General features: G+C 65.6%; 13 protein-coding genes. 7 read left to right on the top strand and 6 right to left on the bottom strand.

Features of this window, described 5'->3' with window-relative positions; all coding sequences use genetic code 11:
• Positions 1-42 precede the first annotated feature (42 nt).
• Complete coding sequence (locus L6D89_RS08630) at positions 43-684, bottom strand: MBL fold metallo-hydrolase (RefSeq protein ID WP_236199379.1); 642 nt, start codon at positions 682-684, stop codon at positions 43-45.
• A 119-nt stretch (positions 685-803) separates the two neighbouring features.
• Here L6D89_RS08630 and L6D89_RS08625 point away from each other — a divergent pair, with 119 nt between their 5' ends.
• The 5 genes from L6D89_RS08625 to L6D89_RS08605 all read left to right on the top strand — a co-directional run bounded on the left by L6D89_RS08625 (position 804) and on the right by L6D89_RS08605 (position 5,534).
• Positions 804-1,616 carry a helix-turn-helix transcriptional regulator gene (locus tag L6D89_RS08625; RefSeq protein WP_236199378.1) on the top strand — a complete coding sequence of 271 codons (813 nt, stop codon included), beginning with the start codon at positions 804-806 and terminating at the stop codon, positions 1,614-1,616.
• A 181-nt stretch (positions 1,617-1,797) separates the two neighbouring features.
• The gene (locus tag L6D89_RS08620; RefSeq protein ID WP_236199377.1) at positions 1,798-2,928 is read left to right on the top strand and encodes a class II histone deacetylase; all 1,131 of its coding nucleotides are present in this window, start codon (positions 1,798-1,800) and stop codon (positions 2,926-2,928) included.
• Positions 2,925-3,185, top strand: a complete 261-nt coding sequence (locus L6D89_RS08615; protein WP_236199376.1) for a hypothetical protein — start codon at positions 2,925-2,927, stop codon at positions 3,183-3,185. The genes L6D89_RS08620 and L6D89_RS08615 overlap by 4 nt, the downstream gene beginning before the upstream one ends.
• A complete protein-coding gene (locus tag L6D89_RS08610) occupies positions 3,116-4,102 on the top strand; it encodes an MFS transporter (RefSeq protein ID WP_236199375.1) in 987 nt (328 codons plus the stop codon). Before L6D89_RS08615 ends, L6D89_RS08610 begins: the two co-directional genes overlap by 70 nt.
• A 109-nt stretch (positions 4,103-4,211) precedes the next feature.
• Entirely contained in the window at positions 4,212-5,534 is a 1,323-nt protein-coding gene (locus L6D89_RS08605) for an alginate export family protein (protein ID WP_236199374.1), read from the top strand.
• A 61-nt stretch (positions 5,535-5,595) separates the two neighbouring features.
• Here L6D89_RS08605 and L6D89_RS08600 read toward each other — a convergent pair whose 3' ends face one another.
• Positions 5,596-6,612, bottom strand: a complete 1,017-nt coding sequence (locus tag L6D89_RS08600; protein WP_236172877.1) for an AraC family transcriptional regulator — start codon at positions 6,610-6,612, stop codon at positions 5,596-5,598.
• Positions 6,613-6,733: 121 nt separating this feature from the next.
• On the opposite strand from L6D89_RS08600, the gene L6D89_RS08595 reads away from it, so the two are divergent.
• Positions 6,734-7,573: a metal-dependent hydrolase gene (locus tag L6D89_RS08595; protein ID WP_236173004.1), complete on the top strand. Its 840-nt coding sequence runs from the start codon at positions 6,734-6,736 to the stop codon at positions 7,571-7,573.
• 319 nt (positions 7,574-7,892) lie between these two features.
• Here L6D89_RS08595 and L6D89_RS08590 read toward each other — a convergent pair whose 3' ends face one another.
• Positions 7,893-8,831, bottom strand: a complete 939-nt coding sequence (locus L6D89_RS08590; protein ID WP_236199373.1) for an alpha/beta fold hydrolase — start codon at positions 8,829-8,831, stop codon at positions 7,893-7,895.
• A gap of 162 nt (positions 8,832-8,993) precedes the next feature.
• Here L6D89_RS08590 and L6D89_RS08585 point away from each other — a divergent pair, with 162 nt between their 5' ends.
• The gene (locus L6D89_RS08585; protein WP_236199372.1) at positions 8,994-9,863 is read left to right on the top strand and encodes a hypothetical protein; all 870 of its coding nucleotides are present in this window, start codon (positions 8,994-8,996) and stop codon (positions 9,861-9,863) included.
• A 322-nt stretch (positions 9,864-10,185) separates the two neighbouring features.
• Here L6D89_RS08585 and L6D89_RS08580 read toward each other — a convergent pair whose 3' ends face one another.
• The 3 genes from L6D89_RS08580 to L6D89_RS08570 all read right to left on the bottom strand — a co-directional run bounded on the left by L6D89_RS08580 (position 10,186) and on the right by L6D89_RS08570 (position 16,588).
• Positions 10,186-12,912 (bottom strand): winged helix-turn-helix domain-containing protein, encoded by a 2,727-nt coding sequence (locus tag L6D89_RS08580; protein WP_236199371.1) that lies wholly within the window; start codon positions 12,910-12,912, stop codon positions 10,186-10,188.
• A 232-nt stretch (positions 12,913-13,144) separates the two neighbouring features.
• Complete coding sequence (locus tag L6D89_RS08575) at positions 13,145-14,512, bottom strand: DUF1329 domain-containing protein (RefSeq protein ID WP_236172881.1); 1,368 nt, start codon at positions 14,510-14,512, stop codon at positions 13,145-13,147.
• A 153-nt stretch (positions 14,513-14,665) separates the two neighbouring features.
• A complete protein-coding gene (locus L6D89_RS08570; protein WP_236199370.1) occupies positions 14,666-16,588 on the bottom strand; it encodes a DUF1302 domain-containing protein in 1,923 nt (640 codons plus the stop codon).
• Positions 16,589-16,629 lie beyond the last annotated feature (41 nt).

Here is a 16,629-nt window from a genome sequence, read left to right as displayed (position 1 = left end):
GCAGATTAGAGCTTAGGTCGTGCAAATAATTCCGTAGCAACCTTAAGCACGGATGAAGGGATTCTCGCGCATCTCGTCACCCAGGCAGGTGTCCGGACCGTGCCCCGTGACCACGGTCGCCTCTTCGTCCAGCGAATACAGGCGATCGCGGATCGAGCGCTCGATGGTGGCGTAGTCGCCGCCCCACAGGTCGGTGCGGCCGATGCTGCGGCGGAACAGGGTGTCGCCGGCGATCAGCAGCTTGTCCCTGGGGAACCAGAAGCTCATCGAACCCGGCGTGTGTCCCGGCGTGTGCAGCGCCACGCCACAGCCGCAGGCCAGCTCCTCGTCATCGGCCAACCACTGGTCCGGCGCAGGCACCGGCTTGTAGGGCACGCCGAACATGCGACACTGCATTTCCAGGTTGTCCCAGAGGAACTGGTCGTCCTTGTGCAGGTGCAGGGTCGCGCCGGTCTTCTCCTTCATCTGCCCGGAGGCGAGGAAGTGGTCCAGGTGCGCGTGGGTGTGGATGATGCTGACCACTTTCAGCCCCAGCGCGTCGAGACGCTGCAGGATGAGTTCGTGGTCGCCGCCCGGGTCGACGACAATGGCCTTCTTCGTCAGCGGATCGCCGATGATGGTGCAGTTGCACTGCAAGGGGCCGACGGGGAAGGTTTCGCGGATGAGAGAAAGCTGATCGGTCATCGATTACTCCGGAGCGGTGAGCGACCAGCGAAGCCGGCATGGCTATCGGCGGCCGAATGGCACCCATATTGCAGCAACTCCCCTGAAAAAGAACAAGATCGAATGCAGAGAACACGCCGATGCAACTGAGCAACCTGCTGGCAACCCAGGCCAGCGCCGACTGGAACCAGAACCTTGCGCGGTTGCTGGAGCACAAGGGCCATCCGGACTTCCCCGTGCTGCTCTCGCACAGCCTGCAACCCGTCCTCGCCCATGACAATGTGATCATCAAGGCGTACAGCGGCGACGGCTGCCCGCGCATTCTCTACGAGGACTACCCGGACCAGCACCATGCCGAATACATCGAGCGCTACCTCGACGGCATGTATCGCCTGGACCCGGTATCGAACTCGATCCGCCAGGGCATGAGCAGCGGCATCCTGCGCGTCAACCAGCGCACCAGCCAGTTGCACGGCAGCGATTACTACAAGCACTACTACCGCGAACTGCACCTGGACGATGAGATCGACATTCTCTTCAACGACTGCGACAACACCGTGCTGGTGATGTCCATCGGCCGGCGCCAGCGCAACCTGGCCAGCACCGCCGAGCTGCGCGCCCTGCGCAACCTTTACCCGCTGCTGCAGCACCTGTTGGGCGGCTTTGCACAGAACTGCGATAACCTCGTCCAGCCGCCGGACGACGACAGTCTGTCGCGGGCCTTGGCGTCCTTCGCCGACGGCCTGCTGACGCCGCGCGAGCAGGAAATAGCCCGGCTGATGTTGCAGGGCAACTCCAGCAAGCTGATCGCTCGCCAGCTGAACATCAGCCAGGCAACCGTCAAGGTGCATCGGCGCAACCTCTATACGCGCCTCGGCGTGCGCTCCGAGCTGCAACTCTGCGACCTGTTCCTCCGCCACTCCGCCAGCGGCCTGCTGCCCTTGCCGCGCTGATCCGCGCCTACCCACCTTCCTCAGCACTGTTCCCGCAGGGAACACGGCCGCCTGTTGCCCGACGGGGCTCTACCCCCACGGGTGTATTTACCCTGCTCCGGCGCCTTCCTACTCTCGCCCTGCCTTGCCCAATCCGCCTGCGCACGGTGCGGCATTCCAAACAACAACAAGGATTACGCCAATGACCACGGCATTCGTCTGGCATGAACACTACATGTGGCACGACACCGGCAATTATGCCGGCCTGTTCGCCCCCGGCCTGGGCATCCAGCCCGGCCTGCATTTCGAAAACGCGGAAACCAAGCGCCGGCTGAGGAACCTGCTGGACGTCAGCGGCCTGGCCGAACAGTTGCTGGCGGTCAAGCCAGTGGCCGCAACCGAGGAGCAGCTGCTGCGGGTGCACACCGCCCGCTACCTCGCCCGCCTGCAGGAGCTCAGCGCGGGACGCGGCGGCGACGCCGGCGACAACACGCCCTTTGGCCACGGCAGCTACGACATCGCGCGGCTGTCCGCCGGTGGCGTGATCCAGGCCGTCAAACACGTGCTGCGCGGTGACGCGCGCAATGCCTACGCACTGGTACGCCCGCCGGGCCACCACGCCGAAGCGGATCGCGGCCGCGGCTTCTGCCTGCTGGCCAATGCCGCGCTGGCCGCTCAGGTGGCGATGGTCGAGCACGGCCTGGAACGCATCGCCGTGGTCGATTGGGACGTGCACCACGGCAACGGCGCGCAGAGTATTTTCTGGGAAGACCCACGGGTCCTGACCCTCTCCCTGCATCAGGACGGCAACTACCCACAGGACTCGGGCTTCGTCGACGAGCAGGGCGGCGGCGCCGGCACCGGCTTCAACCTCAACGTGCCACTGCCGCCCGGCTGCGGCGAAGGAGCCTACCTGCATGCCTTCGACGAGATCGTGCTGCCCGCCCTGCGCGCCCATCGCCCGCAACTGATTCTGGTGCCCTGCGGCTTCGACGCCGGTGCCCACGACCCGCTGGGACGCATGATGCTCCACAGCGATGCCTACCGGGCCATGACCGCGAAGCTGATGACGCTGGCCGACGAGCTCTGCGACGGACGCCTGGTGCTGTGCCACGAAGGCGGCTACGAGCCCAACTCGGTGCCCTACTTCGGCCTGGCCGTGATCGAGACGCTCAGCGGTATTGCCAGCGACATCCAGGACCCGCACCTGGCGGCGATGCGCGCCTTGCCCGGGCAGGCACTGGCCGAGCACCAGCGGCAGTGGATCGCCAACCTGCGTGCTCGCTACGACAGCCCATTGCTCCCCACTCGCCAGCAAAAGGTGGAAGCATGAGCACCCTGACCGCGCCCCTGCTGCTCAGTCCGGTGCAGCAGCGCCTGCGCCTGCTGGCGGTGGTGCTGTTTTCCGCCATCGGCCCGCTGGTTCTGCTCACTGCACCGGCCCTGGCCAGCCGGTACATCGCTGAACTGGGCCTGGACAATCGCCAGGTCGGCTTCCTGTTCAGCATGGAACTGGGGCCATGGCGATCTCCACCATCCCCACCTACTTCTGGATGCGCCGCTACAACTGGCGCCGGATCGCCGCGGTAGCCGCCGCCTTGTTCCTCCTCGGCAACCTGCTCAGCGCCGTGCTGATGAATACCCCGGCACCGTCCTATCCACTGCTGGTGGCACTGCGTTTCCTCACCGCGTTCTCCGAAGCGGCGCTGGTGCTGGTTTGCCTGGGCACCGCAGGCACCTTGCCAAACGCGGCGCGGGCCTTCGGCCTGTGGGTCACCGGCCAACTGGTACTGGCAGCGCTGAGCCTGCAATTCATGCCGTGGCTGTTCAGCCATTGGCGGGTCGCCAGCTTCTTCCTGCTGATCGCCCTGTTCACCGCCGCCTGCCTGCCATTGATCCGCTCCCTGCCGGCGGGCAGCGACCATCAGGCCGAAGCCCTGCCGCCCAGCCAGGCACGCGCCGCGCTGGGGAAAATCGCCCTGGGCATGACTGCGATCTTCCTGTTCTACCTCAGCCTCGCCGGCATCTGGACCTTCGTCGGCGAGCTCGCGCGGACCCAGGGCATCAGTGCCGCCGACAGCTCCAGCGCGCTGGCCAGCGCCTCCCTGCTGGGAGTGGTGGGCGCCTCGCTGGCCAGCTGGATCGGCATCCGTGGCCAGCGCCAATGGCTGCTCGCACTGGGCTACCTGGCGATGGCGTCGAGCCTGATCGGCCTGCTCGGTGACGTCTCGCTGCTGCGCTACGTGCTGGCGGCCTGCGCCTTCAAGTTCGCCTGGACCTTCGCCCTGCCCTTCCTCCTCGCGGCCATCAGCGACTACGACCGCCAGGGCGGCAAGCTGGTGGTGCTGGCCAACCTGGCGATCTGCGGCGGCCTCGCCGTGGGCCCCTCGCTGGCGGCCTGGCTGTTGGGCGAGACGGAGAACTTCAGCCTGTTGCTGCAGGTCTCCGCGGCCATCTGCGCACTGTCGTTCCTGGCGATCCTGCCACTGGCCCGTCGCCGCGCCTGACCCTTCGCATAACAACTTCGCACCTGTCTCCGGCGTGCCTTCGGGCACGTCGCGAGCGAGTGCGCCCTGAACTCCTGCCATCCCAATAACAACAGCGCAGAGCTCCTTCATGAACAACCAACACCTGGGTTCTTTCTCCACCTTCCTGCTCGCCTCCCTGGCGAGCCTCGCCCACGCCGACAGCCACTACGAGAATGGCGACCTGCAGGCGGACTTCGGCCTGAGCAGCGGCGCCACCTTCATCGACAGCCACAACGTCAACTTCGGCGCCGGCCAGCGCGACTATCGCAGCGGCGAGGTGAAGGGCGAACGGGCCGTCTGGCAGGAAGCCTTCCTCAAACCCGAAGCGAGCTTCCGCTACACGCTGGACCAGGACCTGCGCCTGGTCGGCGGCGCCTCACTGGTCGCCGCGCATACCTTCGGCGACGGCGACGCCGGCGGTTACACCCGCAACTCGGACGGCAAGACGTCGCTGGAAGAACTCTATATCGGCATCGAGCGCGGCCCCTGGCGCCTGACCCTGGGTAACCAGAACTTCCGCGTTGGTACCGGCTTCATCCTCGCCGACGGCAACCTTGACCTGCTCGGCGAAGGAGCGTACTGGTCCGGCCCACGCACCGCCTTTCGCGATGGCGCCATCCTTGCCTATCGTGGCGGCGCGCTATCCGGCCAGGCCTTCAGCCTGCGCAACGACGATGACCTGGGTGGAGCCCGCTTCAGCGGCGCCAACCTCGACTACCCCTTCCTGCGTGGCCAGCTCGGCCTGATGGCCCTGAAAGTCAGCGACGTCAGCAGCCAGGCCAACCAGATAGCCCCGCGCAACGGCATGCAGGTGTACAACCTGCGCTGGCTCGACGGCGGCTTCGATGCCCTGCCTGAACTGGCGATCAGCGCCGAGTACGGCCTGCAGACCGGCGAGGGCGAACAGGTGAATTTTTCCGCCCACGCCTGGTACGTGCGCCTGGACTACGGCTTCGCCAGCCTGCCCCTGCAGCCGCAGCTGACTTACCGCTATGCGCTGTTCTCCGGCGACGACGACCCGAGTGACAATCGCCGCAAGAGCTGGGACCCGCTGAGCAAGGCCTACACCGAGCGCGGCTCCTGGGTGATCGGTGATGTGGTCGGTAACTACCTGCTCAACGACAGCAACGAGCGCGTGCACATGTGGCGCCTGGCCGGCCAGATCGCCCCAGGCCTGAGCGCGGGCACGGCGTACTACCAGTTCTCCCTGGACGAAAAGAACTACTACGGTCAGCCCGTCAGCGACCGGCGCTTCGCCGATGAAGCCGCGTTGTACCTGGACTGGGCGGCGAGTACCCAGCTGTTCGCCACGCTCTCGTACAACTGGGTGAAACCCAAGGCCGCGGCGCGCGAAGTGTTTGGCAACGACACCTTCGATGCACTGCAACTCTACGTCGGCTATCGCTTCTGAGATCACCGCGAAGCCCAGCCATCAGCACGGCGGCCCCTTGGCAGCCGTGCCCAGCTCGGGCTCAGTCTTCGCGGTAGTCGGTGGGCAGCTTGCCGGTCCATTTGCGGAACGCCCGGCGGAAGTTCGACGGGTCGTTGAAGCCCAGCAGCAGGGCGATTTCGTAGAGCGGCAGGTGCGTGGTGGTGAGGTACTGCAGGGCCAGGCGCTTGCGCACGTCGTCGAGCACTTCCTGGTAGGTGGTGCCCAGGTTGGAAAGATGTCGACGCAGGCTGCGGCCGCTGGTGTGCAGGTCGGCGGCCACGGCCTCCAGGTCGGGAAACTCGCCGGGGCGCGCCAGCAGCAGGCGGCGGATGCGCGTCAGCAGGCCTTCCTGCACGTCCAGCGTGGCCAGCAGCGCCTCGCACTGCTGCTCGCACATCTGCACCGTGGCCGGGTTGGCCAGCGCCATGGGCCGCGCCAGGTACTCGCTGGGCAGGCCGATGAAGTGAAACGGTTGATCGAACAGCACCTCGCCGCCGAATACCTCGGCGTAGCGCTCGGCGTAGTCCGGTTCGGCGTAGGCAAAGCCAACGCTGACGCCCTGCAGCGGCTCGCCGACCAGGAAGCGGGCGATGGTGTGCAGGCTGGTCATCAGGCCCTCGGCGGCGAAGCGGCTGGTCGGGCCGAGGGGGATCGACTCGCTGGCACGCAGGTAGGACACGCCGCCGTCTTCCACCATCTCCAGATCGTAGGCCAGGCCGAGCACGCGGTAGTACTTCAGGGCGAAGGCGATGGCGCGCTCGAGGTTGGCGCTGGACAGCACCGCGTAGCCGAGGATGCCGTGGGTGGAGACGTTCAGCCGCTGCCCCAGCAGCAGGCCGAAGGCGGGTTCGTTGCAGTGCGCCAGGGCGGCGCTGGACAGCTGGTGGAAATCGACGAAGGACAACCGACCGTTGGGGCTCTGCAGTACCTCGGGGCGCACGCGGGCCAGCTCGAACAGACGCGCACGCGGCACGCCAAGCTCTTCGGCGAGATCGAGGAGCGCCTGCGCATAGGCGACCGGCACCAGTTCGGCGGTGAAATTGAGCGGTTGTTTCATCGTTCTTCTTATGTTGACCGCTGGCCGGATATGACCGGAAAGTTGGCAGACAATAACCTTGTGACGCTTTCCCTACAAGCCCAGAGTAATGACCATGGACAACCACCACACTGGAGCCGCCATGGCCAGCACCACCCCCGCAGGACTGGAGATCAAGCCCCGGCACATGGACTTCGATCTGCCTGATCCGCTGCCGCGTCACTGGCACGGCGGAGACGCCTTCAAGTCCCACCTGTTCGACGCCATGTCGGTGCTGTTCCCCGACGGCGAACGCTTCTTCATCGACTCGGTGCGGCAGTTCCGCGACCAGATCACCGACCCGGTGCTCAAGGAGCAGATCCGTGGCTTTATCGGCCAGGAAGGCCATCACAGCCGCGAGCACCTGACCTATAGCCAGCGCCTGCGCGACCTGGGCTACGACGTCACCGCCATCGAGAAACGCGCCCAGGCACGTATCCGCTTCACCCAGAAGAAGTTCCCGGCACGCCGCCAACTGGCCGCGACCGCGGCGCTGGAGCACATCACCGCGATCATGGCCAACGGGCTGCTGACCGATCCGCGCACCATGGACGGCGCCGACCCGGTGATGCAGCGCCTGTGGCGCTGGCACGCACTGGAGGAAACCGAGCACAAGGCGGTGGCCTTCGACGTCTACAACCAGGTCTGTGGCAGCCGCAAGCTGCTGCGCCGGGCGATGCGCATGGCGACCTTCTTCTTCGTGCTGGATACCTTCCGTGGCCTGGTGCACATGCTCAAGGTCGACGGCCTGCTGTGGAACTGGCGTGTCTGGCGCGACGGCATCAAGTGGACCTGGGGCAAGCACGGCGTGTTCCGCCCGCTGCTGCGCGAGTACCTGGACTTCTTCAAGTCGGACTTCCACCCCTGGCAGCACAACAACCTCGACGTGCTGTACGAGGTGCGCAAGGAATACGACCCGCAGCCGCTGGCACACGCCGGCTGATCCGCGCCGCGCTTCGAACACCGCCCCGCCCTGTCGGGGCGGTTTTGTTTCCAGTACTGACTGCGAACTTCCCCGTAGGATGGGTGGAGCGTAGCGATACCCATGCTGTCGGCGCGCGGGAACTGATGGGTATCGCTTCGCTCCACACCATCCTACGAAAAGCACTTGGACAGGACCGTAGGGCGCATAACCTGGAACAGGTTATCCGCCGGCCGTTGCATGGCGGATAACGCTGACGCGTTATTCACCCTTCGAAAAGCAATTCGGCAGAACGAAAAGCCCGGCACTTGGCCGGGCTTTTTCTTGGGGCGATCAACAGTCAGGCATGCAGGAAGCGCAGCGCATCCGCTGCCGATTCCTCGGGGATTTCCTCCATCGGGATATGCCCCACGCCCGGATAGACCTTCACCTCGATGCCCGGCACGTCGCGCTGCCACATCGGTACATGGCGCGGCGAGATCCAGCGGTCGCGCTCGCCCCACATCAGCAGGGTCGGCACCTTCAGTGCAGCCACGCGATTGGGAGTGGTGGGCAGTTCCTCGCGGTTGGCCTTCACCAGCACGCGGAAGATGTCGATCATCGCGCGGCGATTGCCCGGCCGGCGGCTGATGTCGTAATAGCGGTCGATCACCCCCGGCTTGATCTTGCGCGCATCGCCGTAGACTTCCTTGATGCCCTGGGCCACCAGGGCGCGCGGCATCCACATCGGCATCATGATGCCGGCGCCGGGCAACACCGCGCTGGCGATCATCAGCGGGACCTTCTGCATGTAGTAGCCGGCCGGGTCGATGAGGATCAGCCGCTCGACGCGGTGTGCATTGGCCAGCGCGTAGTTCCAGGCGATGTAGCCGCCCAGCGAGTTGCCGGCGATGGACACCTGCTTGAGGTCCAGGCGGTCGAGGAACAGGCCGAACACCTTGACCAGGCGCTCGCCGTCGTACTCGCGGTCCTGGCCACCGCCGGTAAGGCCGAAGCCGGGCACGTCGAGGCGGATGATGCGGAAGTGCCCGGACAGCTCGGCTACCCAACCGTCCCAGGTGTGCAGCGAGGCCATCACGCCGTGGACCATCACCAGCACCGGCTTGTCCGGGTGGCCTTCGTCGCGGTAGTGGATGTCGAAGCCGTCGACGTGGATGAACTTCGAACCGGATTCGGGCGAGGCGTAGCGTGCCTTCAGCGCAGCCAGCGGCAGCGGGCCGAAACCGTAGCGGGCCAGGCCCTCGGCCAGCGGCGGTTGCACAGACAATGTGGCGGTCATGGACGAGTGACTCCCGTGCTTGTTGTTCTAAAGCCCAATCACACCACAGCGCCCATGCCACCGCGCCCAACCTAGGTAGTGTCGAGGCACGCCACGGGATGACGCAGGCCTTGCACCCCGCTAACCTAGCCCGACCCGCCCTCGCGCAAGGAAAGCCCGTTCGTGCCGATCCTCACTCGCCGTTCGCTGTGGCCGCTGGCCGTCCTGTTGCTGTTCCTGTGCCGCCCTGCCCTGTCCGCCGACCTCTATTACCTGGGCCAGAAGATTCCCGACATCCAGCGCACCTGGACCAGCGCCGACTACCAGGCGCTGATCGACGCGCTGAAGAAGATCGACGAAACCCAGGTCAACGGCCTGCCCCGGCGCAGCGGCGAGTTCACCGGGCCGATCTACCAGCGCATGGTCAGCGAGGAGAACTTCCGCCCGCAGCTGAACATCTATGCCCCGCTGGAGCTGAGGCAGAACGAGGCGCGCGAGGTGCTGTTCAAGCTCAAGGAGCTGATGCGCCTGTACTTCAACTTCCGCGCCGCCAAGCAGCCCTACGGCGCCGAGGCGCTGGGCCTGATGAGCTACTCGCTGCGCGAACAGGCGATCCTGTTCAACCTGACGGTGGAGTTCTGGATGACCCTGGCGCAGAGCGAGCAGCGCAATCCGGTGCGCCTGCAGGGCATGCAGGAAGCCAAGGCCGCCGCCTCGATGCTGACCAGCAGCGCGCTGGACTACCTCGGCCTGACCGCGCAGTTCGATCGCCAGGACCTGGTGCTCTACAGCGCCGAACTGGCCAAGCAATTGCCCGAGCTGTTCATCCACCTGCCACCGGAAGTGCGCGTGCAACTGCTGATGCGCGTGGACGAACTGGCGCAGAAACATGCTTATCCGGAAGTGCGCGAGAACATGCGCGACCTGCTGCCGGTGCTGCAGGCGATCCAGGCGGATGTGCAAAGACAGTTGGCTGCGCCGGCCAAGGGGCAGGCAGTGCCCAAGGGGCTGGATCTGAGTGCGCCGGAAGAGGTGGAGAAGAAGGGGATGTGAGCCTGGAGCCAGCGGATCGCTGTTTAGATAGCTGAAGATCAGCCCAGCATCGGAGCCCACGGCTCGGCACCCTCACCCCAGCCCTCTCCCGGAGGGAGAGGGAGCCGTCCGTGCCGGCTGACACCTTGGTTTGATTCTGCGCCGAACGGTCCCCTCTCCCCCTGGGAGAGGGTTAGGGTGAGGGCCGCCACGAGTGCAGATGTATCTCGCAGGAGCGGGCCATGCCCGCGATCGCTTCCCACCCGCTGTGGCGTCTCAGGCCAATCGCGGACAGAGTCCGCTCCTACACCAGCCGTTGACGTCGGAAGGTTTGGCCAGCGCCCTAGCGCAACAGCCCCATCTCCTTCGCCCGCGCCACCGCCTGGGTGCGGCGCTCAACGCCAAGCTTGTCGTTGATATGCCGGGCATGGCTCTTCACGGTGTGCAGGGAGATGAACAGGCGCTCGCTGATTTCCTGGTTCGAACAACCCTGGGCGATCAGCTCCAGCACCGCCAGCTCGCGACCACTCAGGCAGTCGGTGAGCACCGCGCCACGCTCCGGCAGGGCCGGCAGGCGCTCGCGCAGCGCATCGATCGCCGGCGCGGAAGCCCTTACCGCCAGTTGTTCGCGCAACCATTCCGGGTGCTGCAGCAGTACTTCGTGCAAGGGGATCAACAAGCCGACCGCCAGGCCGCTCAGGCATTCGCCCAACTCGAAGGACGCCTCGCGCTCGCGGCCGTCCTGCAGCAACAGAGCGACCAACTGGCCCTGGGCGAAGCGCGCCTGCAACTGCGCACCGCCTTGCAGGGCGCCGCTGGCCACGGCGCGCAGTCGCGCTTGGGCATCGGCCATGCGGCCTTCGCGGCGCTCCAGTTGGGCCTGGAGCATCTCCACGTTGCGCGGCAGTTGCGGCGAGCATTCCGGCGGGGTGGCCGGTTCGTCACCGGTGTAGGTGTCGCGCAGGCGCTCCAGCCAGGCGCTGGCCAGCTCGATCTGGCCCTGGCCCAGCCAGAGCTCGCACTTGATCAGGGTGATGGCCGACAGGTAGTACACCGGCGGCACGTCCCACACATGCATCATCCGCTCGACCTCGGCGAGGTGGCCGAAGGCACGGGTGTAATTGCCCAGCCGCCCTTCCAGGCTGGCCAGCACGCAGAAACCGATCACCAGGCTGATATCGCGGCAGGCACGGGCCTCCTCGATACCGGCCTTGAGGTATTTGCGCGCCTCGTCCGGCTGCAGCGCAAGGCTGCTCAGGTACCCCTGGTACAGCATCAGCCGGCCACGCACCGCATAACGGCGCTGGGAGGACAGACCGGATAGCCGCGCCAGGCCCTGACGCACCTCTTCCTCGGCCCGCAGCACCTCGCCGCGTGCCTGCAATACGCGGGCACGGTCGTAGTGCACCATGGCCTCGAACAGCGGGTTGCCGAAACGTTGCGCAAGCTCCAGGGCTTCCCGATTGAGCCCGCGGGCGCGCCACAGGTCGTCACGCACGATGGCCAGGTTGCTCAGGGTCGACAGGCACAGCAGGCGCGGGCCGAAGCGTTCCGGGCCGAGCCCGAGCATGGCCTCCTCGCAGTGCCGCTCGGCTGCTTCGATCTCGCCGCGGCCACGGGCAATCACACCCGCCAGCGCCTGCCATTGCGCCAGCAGATCGCGCTGGGTGGCGTGATCGGCGGCCGGCAGGAAGCGCGCCAATTGCGCTGCCAGCTCCTCCGCCGCATCCAGCTGGCAGGCCAGCGCCAGGGCCCAGCTGTACAGCACGATGAGGCGCGGCGTGCTGGCCAGCAGGCTGTCGGGCAGGTCCATCTTCCAGCGCAACAGCGTGGCGACGTTCTGCTCGGCCAGCAGTTGCTCCTCGGACAGACTCTGTACCAGGCTCGCCGCGACTTCCGGGTGGCCGGCGCGCAAGGCCTGCTCCACGGCATCGTCGAACAGCCCCAGGGCACTGAACCAGCGGCACGCGCGCAGGTGCAACGCGGCGGCCGAAGGCCCGGAGCCAGGCAGCGGACGCGCCAGCAGCAGGTCGGAGAACAGGTGGTGATAGCGGAACCATTGCCCCTGCTCGTCCAACGGCACCAGGAACACCTGATGCTGCTGCAGATGGCGCAGGATGGCGGCGCTGTCGTGGGAATCACGCAGCGCATCGCAGAGCTCGGCAGAAAAGCGCTCGAAGCGCGCGGTCTGGGCCAGGAATACCTGAACCTCCGGCGACTGCTTGTCGATCACCTCTTCCAGCAGGTAGTCGCGAATCAGCTCCTCGGCGCCATGGACGGAGAGATCCGGCACGTTGGCCGCCAGTTCGTCGCCATGGGCCAGCAGCCACAGGCGCAGACCGGCGATCCAGCCTTCGCTGCGTTCGACCAGGTTATCAAGGGCGTTGTCGTCGAGTTGCGCGCCGTTGGCGCTGACCAGCTGCGCGGTTTCCTCGACGGTCAGGCGCAGGTCCTGCTCGGTGAATTCCAGCAACTGCCGCGACAGGCGCAGGCGTGCGAGGTGCCAGTCCGGCCGTTGGCGGCTGGTGACCAGCACGACCAGACCGGCGGGCTGGTGATTGAGGAGGAACTGCAGGCAGCGGTCGAGCACCGCGCCCTGGGCCAGGTGGTAGTCGTCCAGCACCAGCAGCAACGGGCGGTCGACCGACAGGCTGTCCACCAGCTCATCGAGCAGGTCGTCGAGCCAGGCCTCGAAGGCGAAGGGCTGGTGGCGTTGGCGCATCTTCAGCAGGGCCAGGGCTTCTTCGCCGAGCGTGGGGAAATGCAGGCGCAGGCCTTCGAGCAGGCGTTCGAGGAAACGCCCGGGGTCGCTGTCCCTTGCACTGAGCCCCAGCCACAGACTGCGCCATTGGCCTTCCAGCGTCTGGCAGAACTCGATGGCGAGGGAGCTCTTGCCGAACCCCGCCGGTGCAGACACCAGTATCAGCCGTCCCTCCAGGCCCGCGGCCATGCGCTCGCAGAGGCGCGAACGGGCAACGTGGCCATGCGGCAGCGGCGGCCGGAAGAAGCGGCTGCCAGCCGTACTGGGGGGAACATCGGTCAGTCTTGGCAGAGTCGAGAAGTCGGTCATTGGCCTGGCTCTTGCTCTAGCTCTTATAGCTATCGACGAAGGTCACACTGTGGACGGAGCCTAGCCCCTTGCGGGCGGGATTTGAAGTCGATTTTGTTACCTTTGCTCACAACGTGACTGGAAGGCACCCGACATTCCACCCTCCATTCAGCCGATGGATGATTTCCCATAAAAAAACCGGCCCGAAGGCCGGTCTTTTCTCACCGCGGAACCACCCGTGGGGATCGGGGGATCAGCGCACGCCTTCCTGGCGAAGCGCTGCCGGGGTGAAGTCGCTTTCCGAAGCGCTGTAGTTGAAGTCGTAGGCGGATTTCTCCTCGTTCTTCAGACCCAGCACCAGGTAACGACCGGACAGCAGGTCATACAGGGTTTCCGCGGTGTACCACGGTACCTGGTAGTTGTAGTAGTACTGGTTGAACGCCTCGGCAACGCGCCACAGGGTGCCACGACCGTCGTAGTGGTCGATGGCCACGGCCTGCCAGGTGTCCTCGTCGATGTAGAAGTCACGCTTGGCGTAGATGTGGCGCTCGCCCGGCTTCAGGGTGGCAACTACGTGCCACACACGGTGCAGTTCGTAGCGGGACAGGTCCTGGTTGAGGTGGCCGGGCTTGATGATGTCCGAATACTTCAGCTTCGGATCGTCCATCTTGTAGTTGTTGTACGGGATGTACAGTTCCTGCTTGCCCACCAGTTTCCAGTCGTAGCGGTCCGGCGCACCGTTGTACATGTCCAGGTTGTCGGAAGTACGCAGGCCGTCGGCGGCGGTACCCGGGCCATCGTAGGAGACCTGCGGGGCACGGCGCACACGGCGCTGGCCGGCGTTGTAGAGCCAGGCCAGACGCGGTTCCTTGACCTGGTCGAGGGTCTCGTGCACCAGCAGCACGTTACCGGCCAGACGTGCCGGCGCGGTCACGCGTTGCTTGAAGTAGAACAGCACGTTGCTCGGCTTGCTGGCGTCGTAGTCCTTCAGGTCGGTGCGGAAGACGAATTCGTCCTGGAAGTACACCAGCGAGTAGGAGCCGTTGACCTGCGGCGTGGCCTGGGTCACCAGGCGACGCACATGGCCGCCGCGGTAGCGGGTGATGTGGTTCCAGATGACTTCCAGGCCGTCTTTCGGAATCGGGAAGGGGTTGGCCACCTGGAAGTTCTCCAGGCCGTTGCCGCCCTGCAGCAGCTTGGTGCTGGTGGCGTTCTTCTTGGTCGCCTCGAGCACGTTGGCCGGCACGGTGGCGGTACGGTGCGACGGGTACACCGGCATCTTGTAGGTGTCGGGGTAGCGCTTGAACATGGCCTGCTGGCCTGGGGTCAGCTTGTCCTTGTACTGGTCCATGTTCTGCGCGGTGATGGTGAACAGCGGCTTCTCGCTGGCGAACGGATCGCTGAGGAAGCCCTTGCTGTCGGCGGTGCCGGCGTTCTTCGGCAGGCCACCGGTCCAGGCTGGGATGCTGCCGTCGGCGTTGCCGGCCTTTTCCGCGCCCATCGGGGTCAGGGTGGTGCCGAGCTTGGCCGCTTCATCGGCAGAGACGGCCGCCATCACCTGGGAGGCGATGAGGCTGAGCGCCAGTGCGCCCGTGTGCAGCAGGATCTTTGTTGTTCTCATTCGTTTATCGTCCTCGTTGAGTCTTTGCCCACCGCGCTGGCCACCTTTGCAGGAGCGAATCGCGGGTCTTGTCTGCTGCCCCGTGCAGCCGGTCACCCGACTGCACGGATGGCCCGCCGCGAAGGCGGGCCGCTTGCCGGTTGAACAGCCGGCTTAGAAGGTCACACCGAAGCTCAGGCTGACGAAGTCACGGTCGTCGACGGTGGAGTATTTGCCGTCGAAGTAGTTGGTATAGGCCAAGCTGGCGGTGTAGGTGTTCAGGTAGTCGGCGTCGATACCCAGGCTGACCGCCTTGCGGCCTTCCTCGAAGTTGCCGCCGGGGCCGGGGGAGTAGCCGTCGACGTCGTGGGACCAGGCCACGTTGGGCTTGAGGTTCACGCCGGCAAACACGTCGTTGTAGTCCCAGATCGCGCGAGCGCGGTAGCCCCAGGAGTCGGCCGTGGTGAAGCCATCGCTTTCGCAGTTGCGGCTGACGTTGTTGGCGTTGGCGGTGCCCAGGGTGGAAGCGTTCAGCGCCTCGCAGGTAGCCAGGCCGTTGAGGGTGCCGTTCAGCGGGCCGGGGCCGAACACCGGGTCACGGCCATAGCGCGCCTTGTTCTGGCTTTCCAGGCCGCCGACGTGGGTCCAGCCTACCTCGCCCACCAGGGTCAGACGCTCGGCGCCCATGACCTGGTCGAAGAAGTGGGTGAAGGTAGTCTGCAGCTGGGTGACTTCCTTGCGGGTGTAACCATGCAGGTCCTGGCCAGCGGTGCCAGTCAGCACGGAAGCGTTGTCGTAGACGTGGTTGCCACCAATGGACACCGGGTCGAGGCCGGAATACAGGATGTCGGTGGTGTTCAGCTGTACCGGAGCATTCGGGCGGTAGCTGATCTCGCCCTGCCAGGCGGTGCCGGTGGGCAGCGTGGTGGAGAAGCTCAGGCCGTACAGGCGGATGTCTTCGGGGTATTCGATGAAGTAGCTGGAGTTGCCCGCCATCGCCGCCGCGCCGGCCTGGGCCGCCAGGGACGGGCTGATCGCCGCGATGTTGGTGATCAACTGGTTGATCTGCGCGACCTTGGAGGCGTCCGCGCCACGCCCGCTGAAGATCGGCAGGCGGCTGTGGTAGTTCATGTAGTAGCCGCCGAACTCGGTGTTCAGGCTGTCGGCGAAGTACTTCATCGAGAAGCCGTACTGGCCGCTGTCACGGGCGTCACGGTCCGGGCCGCGCTGCACTACCAGGCCTTCGTTCCACGGCGACGGGGTCACCGCCAGGTTCGGGCCGAGCAGGCCGTTCAGGGTGCGGATCGAAGCGGCATTGTTGGTCAGCACCGCGAGGTTCTGGGTGCAGCCGTCAGCCACCACGTCCGGCTGGGAGAAGAAGGTGCCGCAGTTGTCGACCACCGTCTGGTCCCACTCCAGCTGGTAGAAGCCTTCGGCGGACAGGTTCTCGGTGAGGTTCTGCGACAGGTAGAACATGTTCACCGGCACCAGGGCTTCCTTGATCTCGGAGCCCGGGCGGCGGAAGGCGGTGACGTCGAACGGGTTGATCACGCTGATGCCGTTCTGGATGAAGGTGCTCTCGCCCCAGTTCACCACCTGCTTGCCCAGGCGCACGGTGCCCGGCAGGTCGGCGATGTTGTAGTTGTGGTAGATGAAGGCGTCGAGGATTTCACCGCCGGAGGCCTGGGCGGCTTCCTTGCGGTTATGGTCGGACAGGGGCTTGAACTCGGTGTTCTCGTCCTTCTGCTCGAAGTCGTACCAGTACTTGCCGCGCACGAAGACGCCGGTGTCGCCGTACTTGAGTTCGAGGTCGTGGATGCCCTTGAAGATCTTCGAGAAGGTCTTGCCGGCCTTGTAGTTCAGGTGGCCATCGTCGGAGGTCTGGGACAGGCCCTTGCCGCCGTTGTTGATGCCGATGAGGTTGTCGTTCGGATTCTGCGTCGACCAGCTGGCCCCCACGGACAGCGTCGAGTCGAACGAACCTTCGATTTCCCCAATGTTGAAGCTGACGGCGGAAGCCGGAGCCGCCAGCGAGGAAGCCAGGCTGACTGCCAGCGGCAACCGCGCCAGGCGCCAGATATGTTGCATGGTTTTCATCGACGCTACTCCATGTGTTTTTTGTTATGAGTAGTGGCGAC

Origin of the sequence: Pseudomonas pseudonitroreducens, from assembly GCF_021603645.1 — a bacterium.
Taxonomy (GTDB): Bacteria; Pseudomonadota; Gammaproteobacteria; order Pseudomonadales; family Pseudomonadaceae; genus Pseudomonas; species Pseudomonas pseudonitroreducens.
This window is presented reverse-complemented; position numbering and strand designations above follow the sequence as displayed.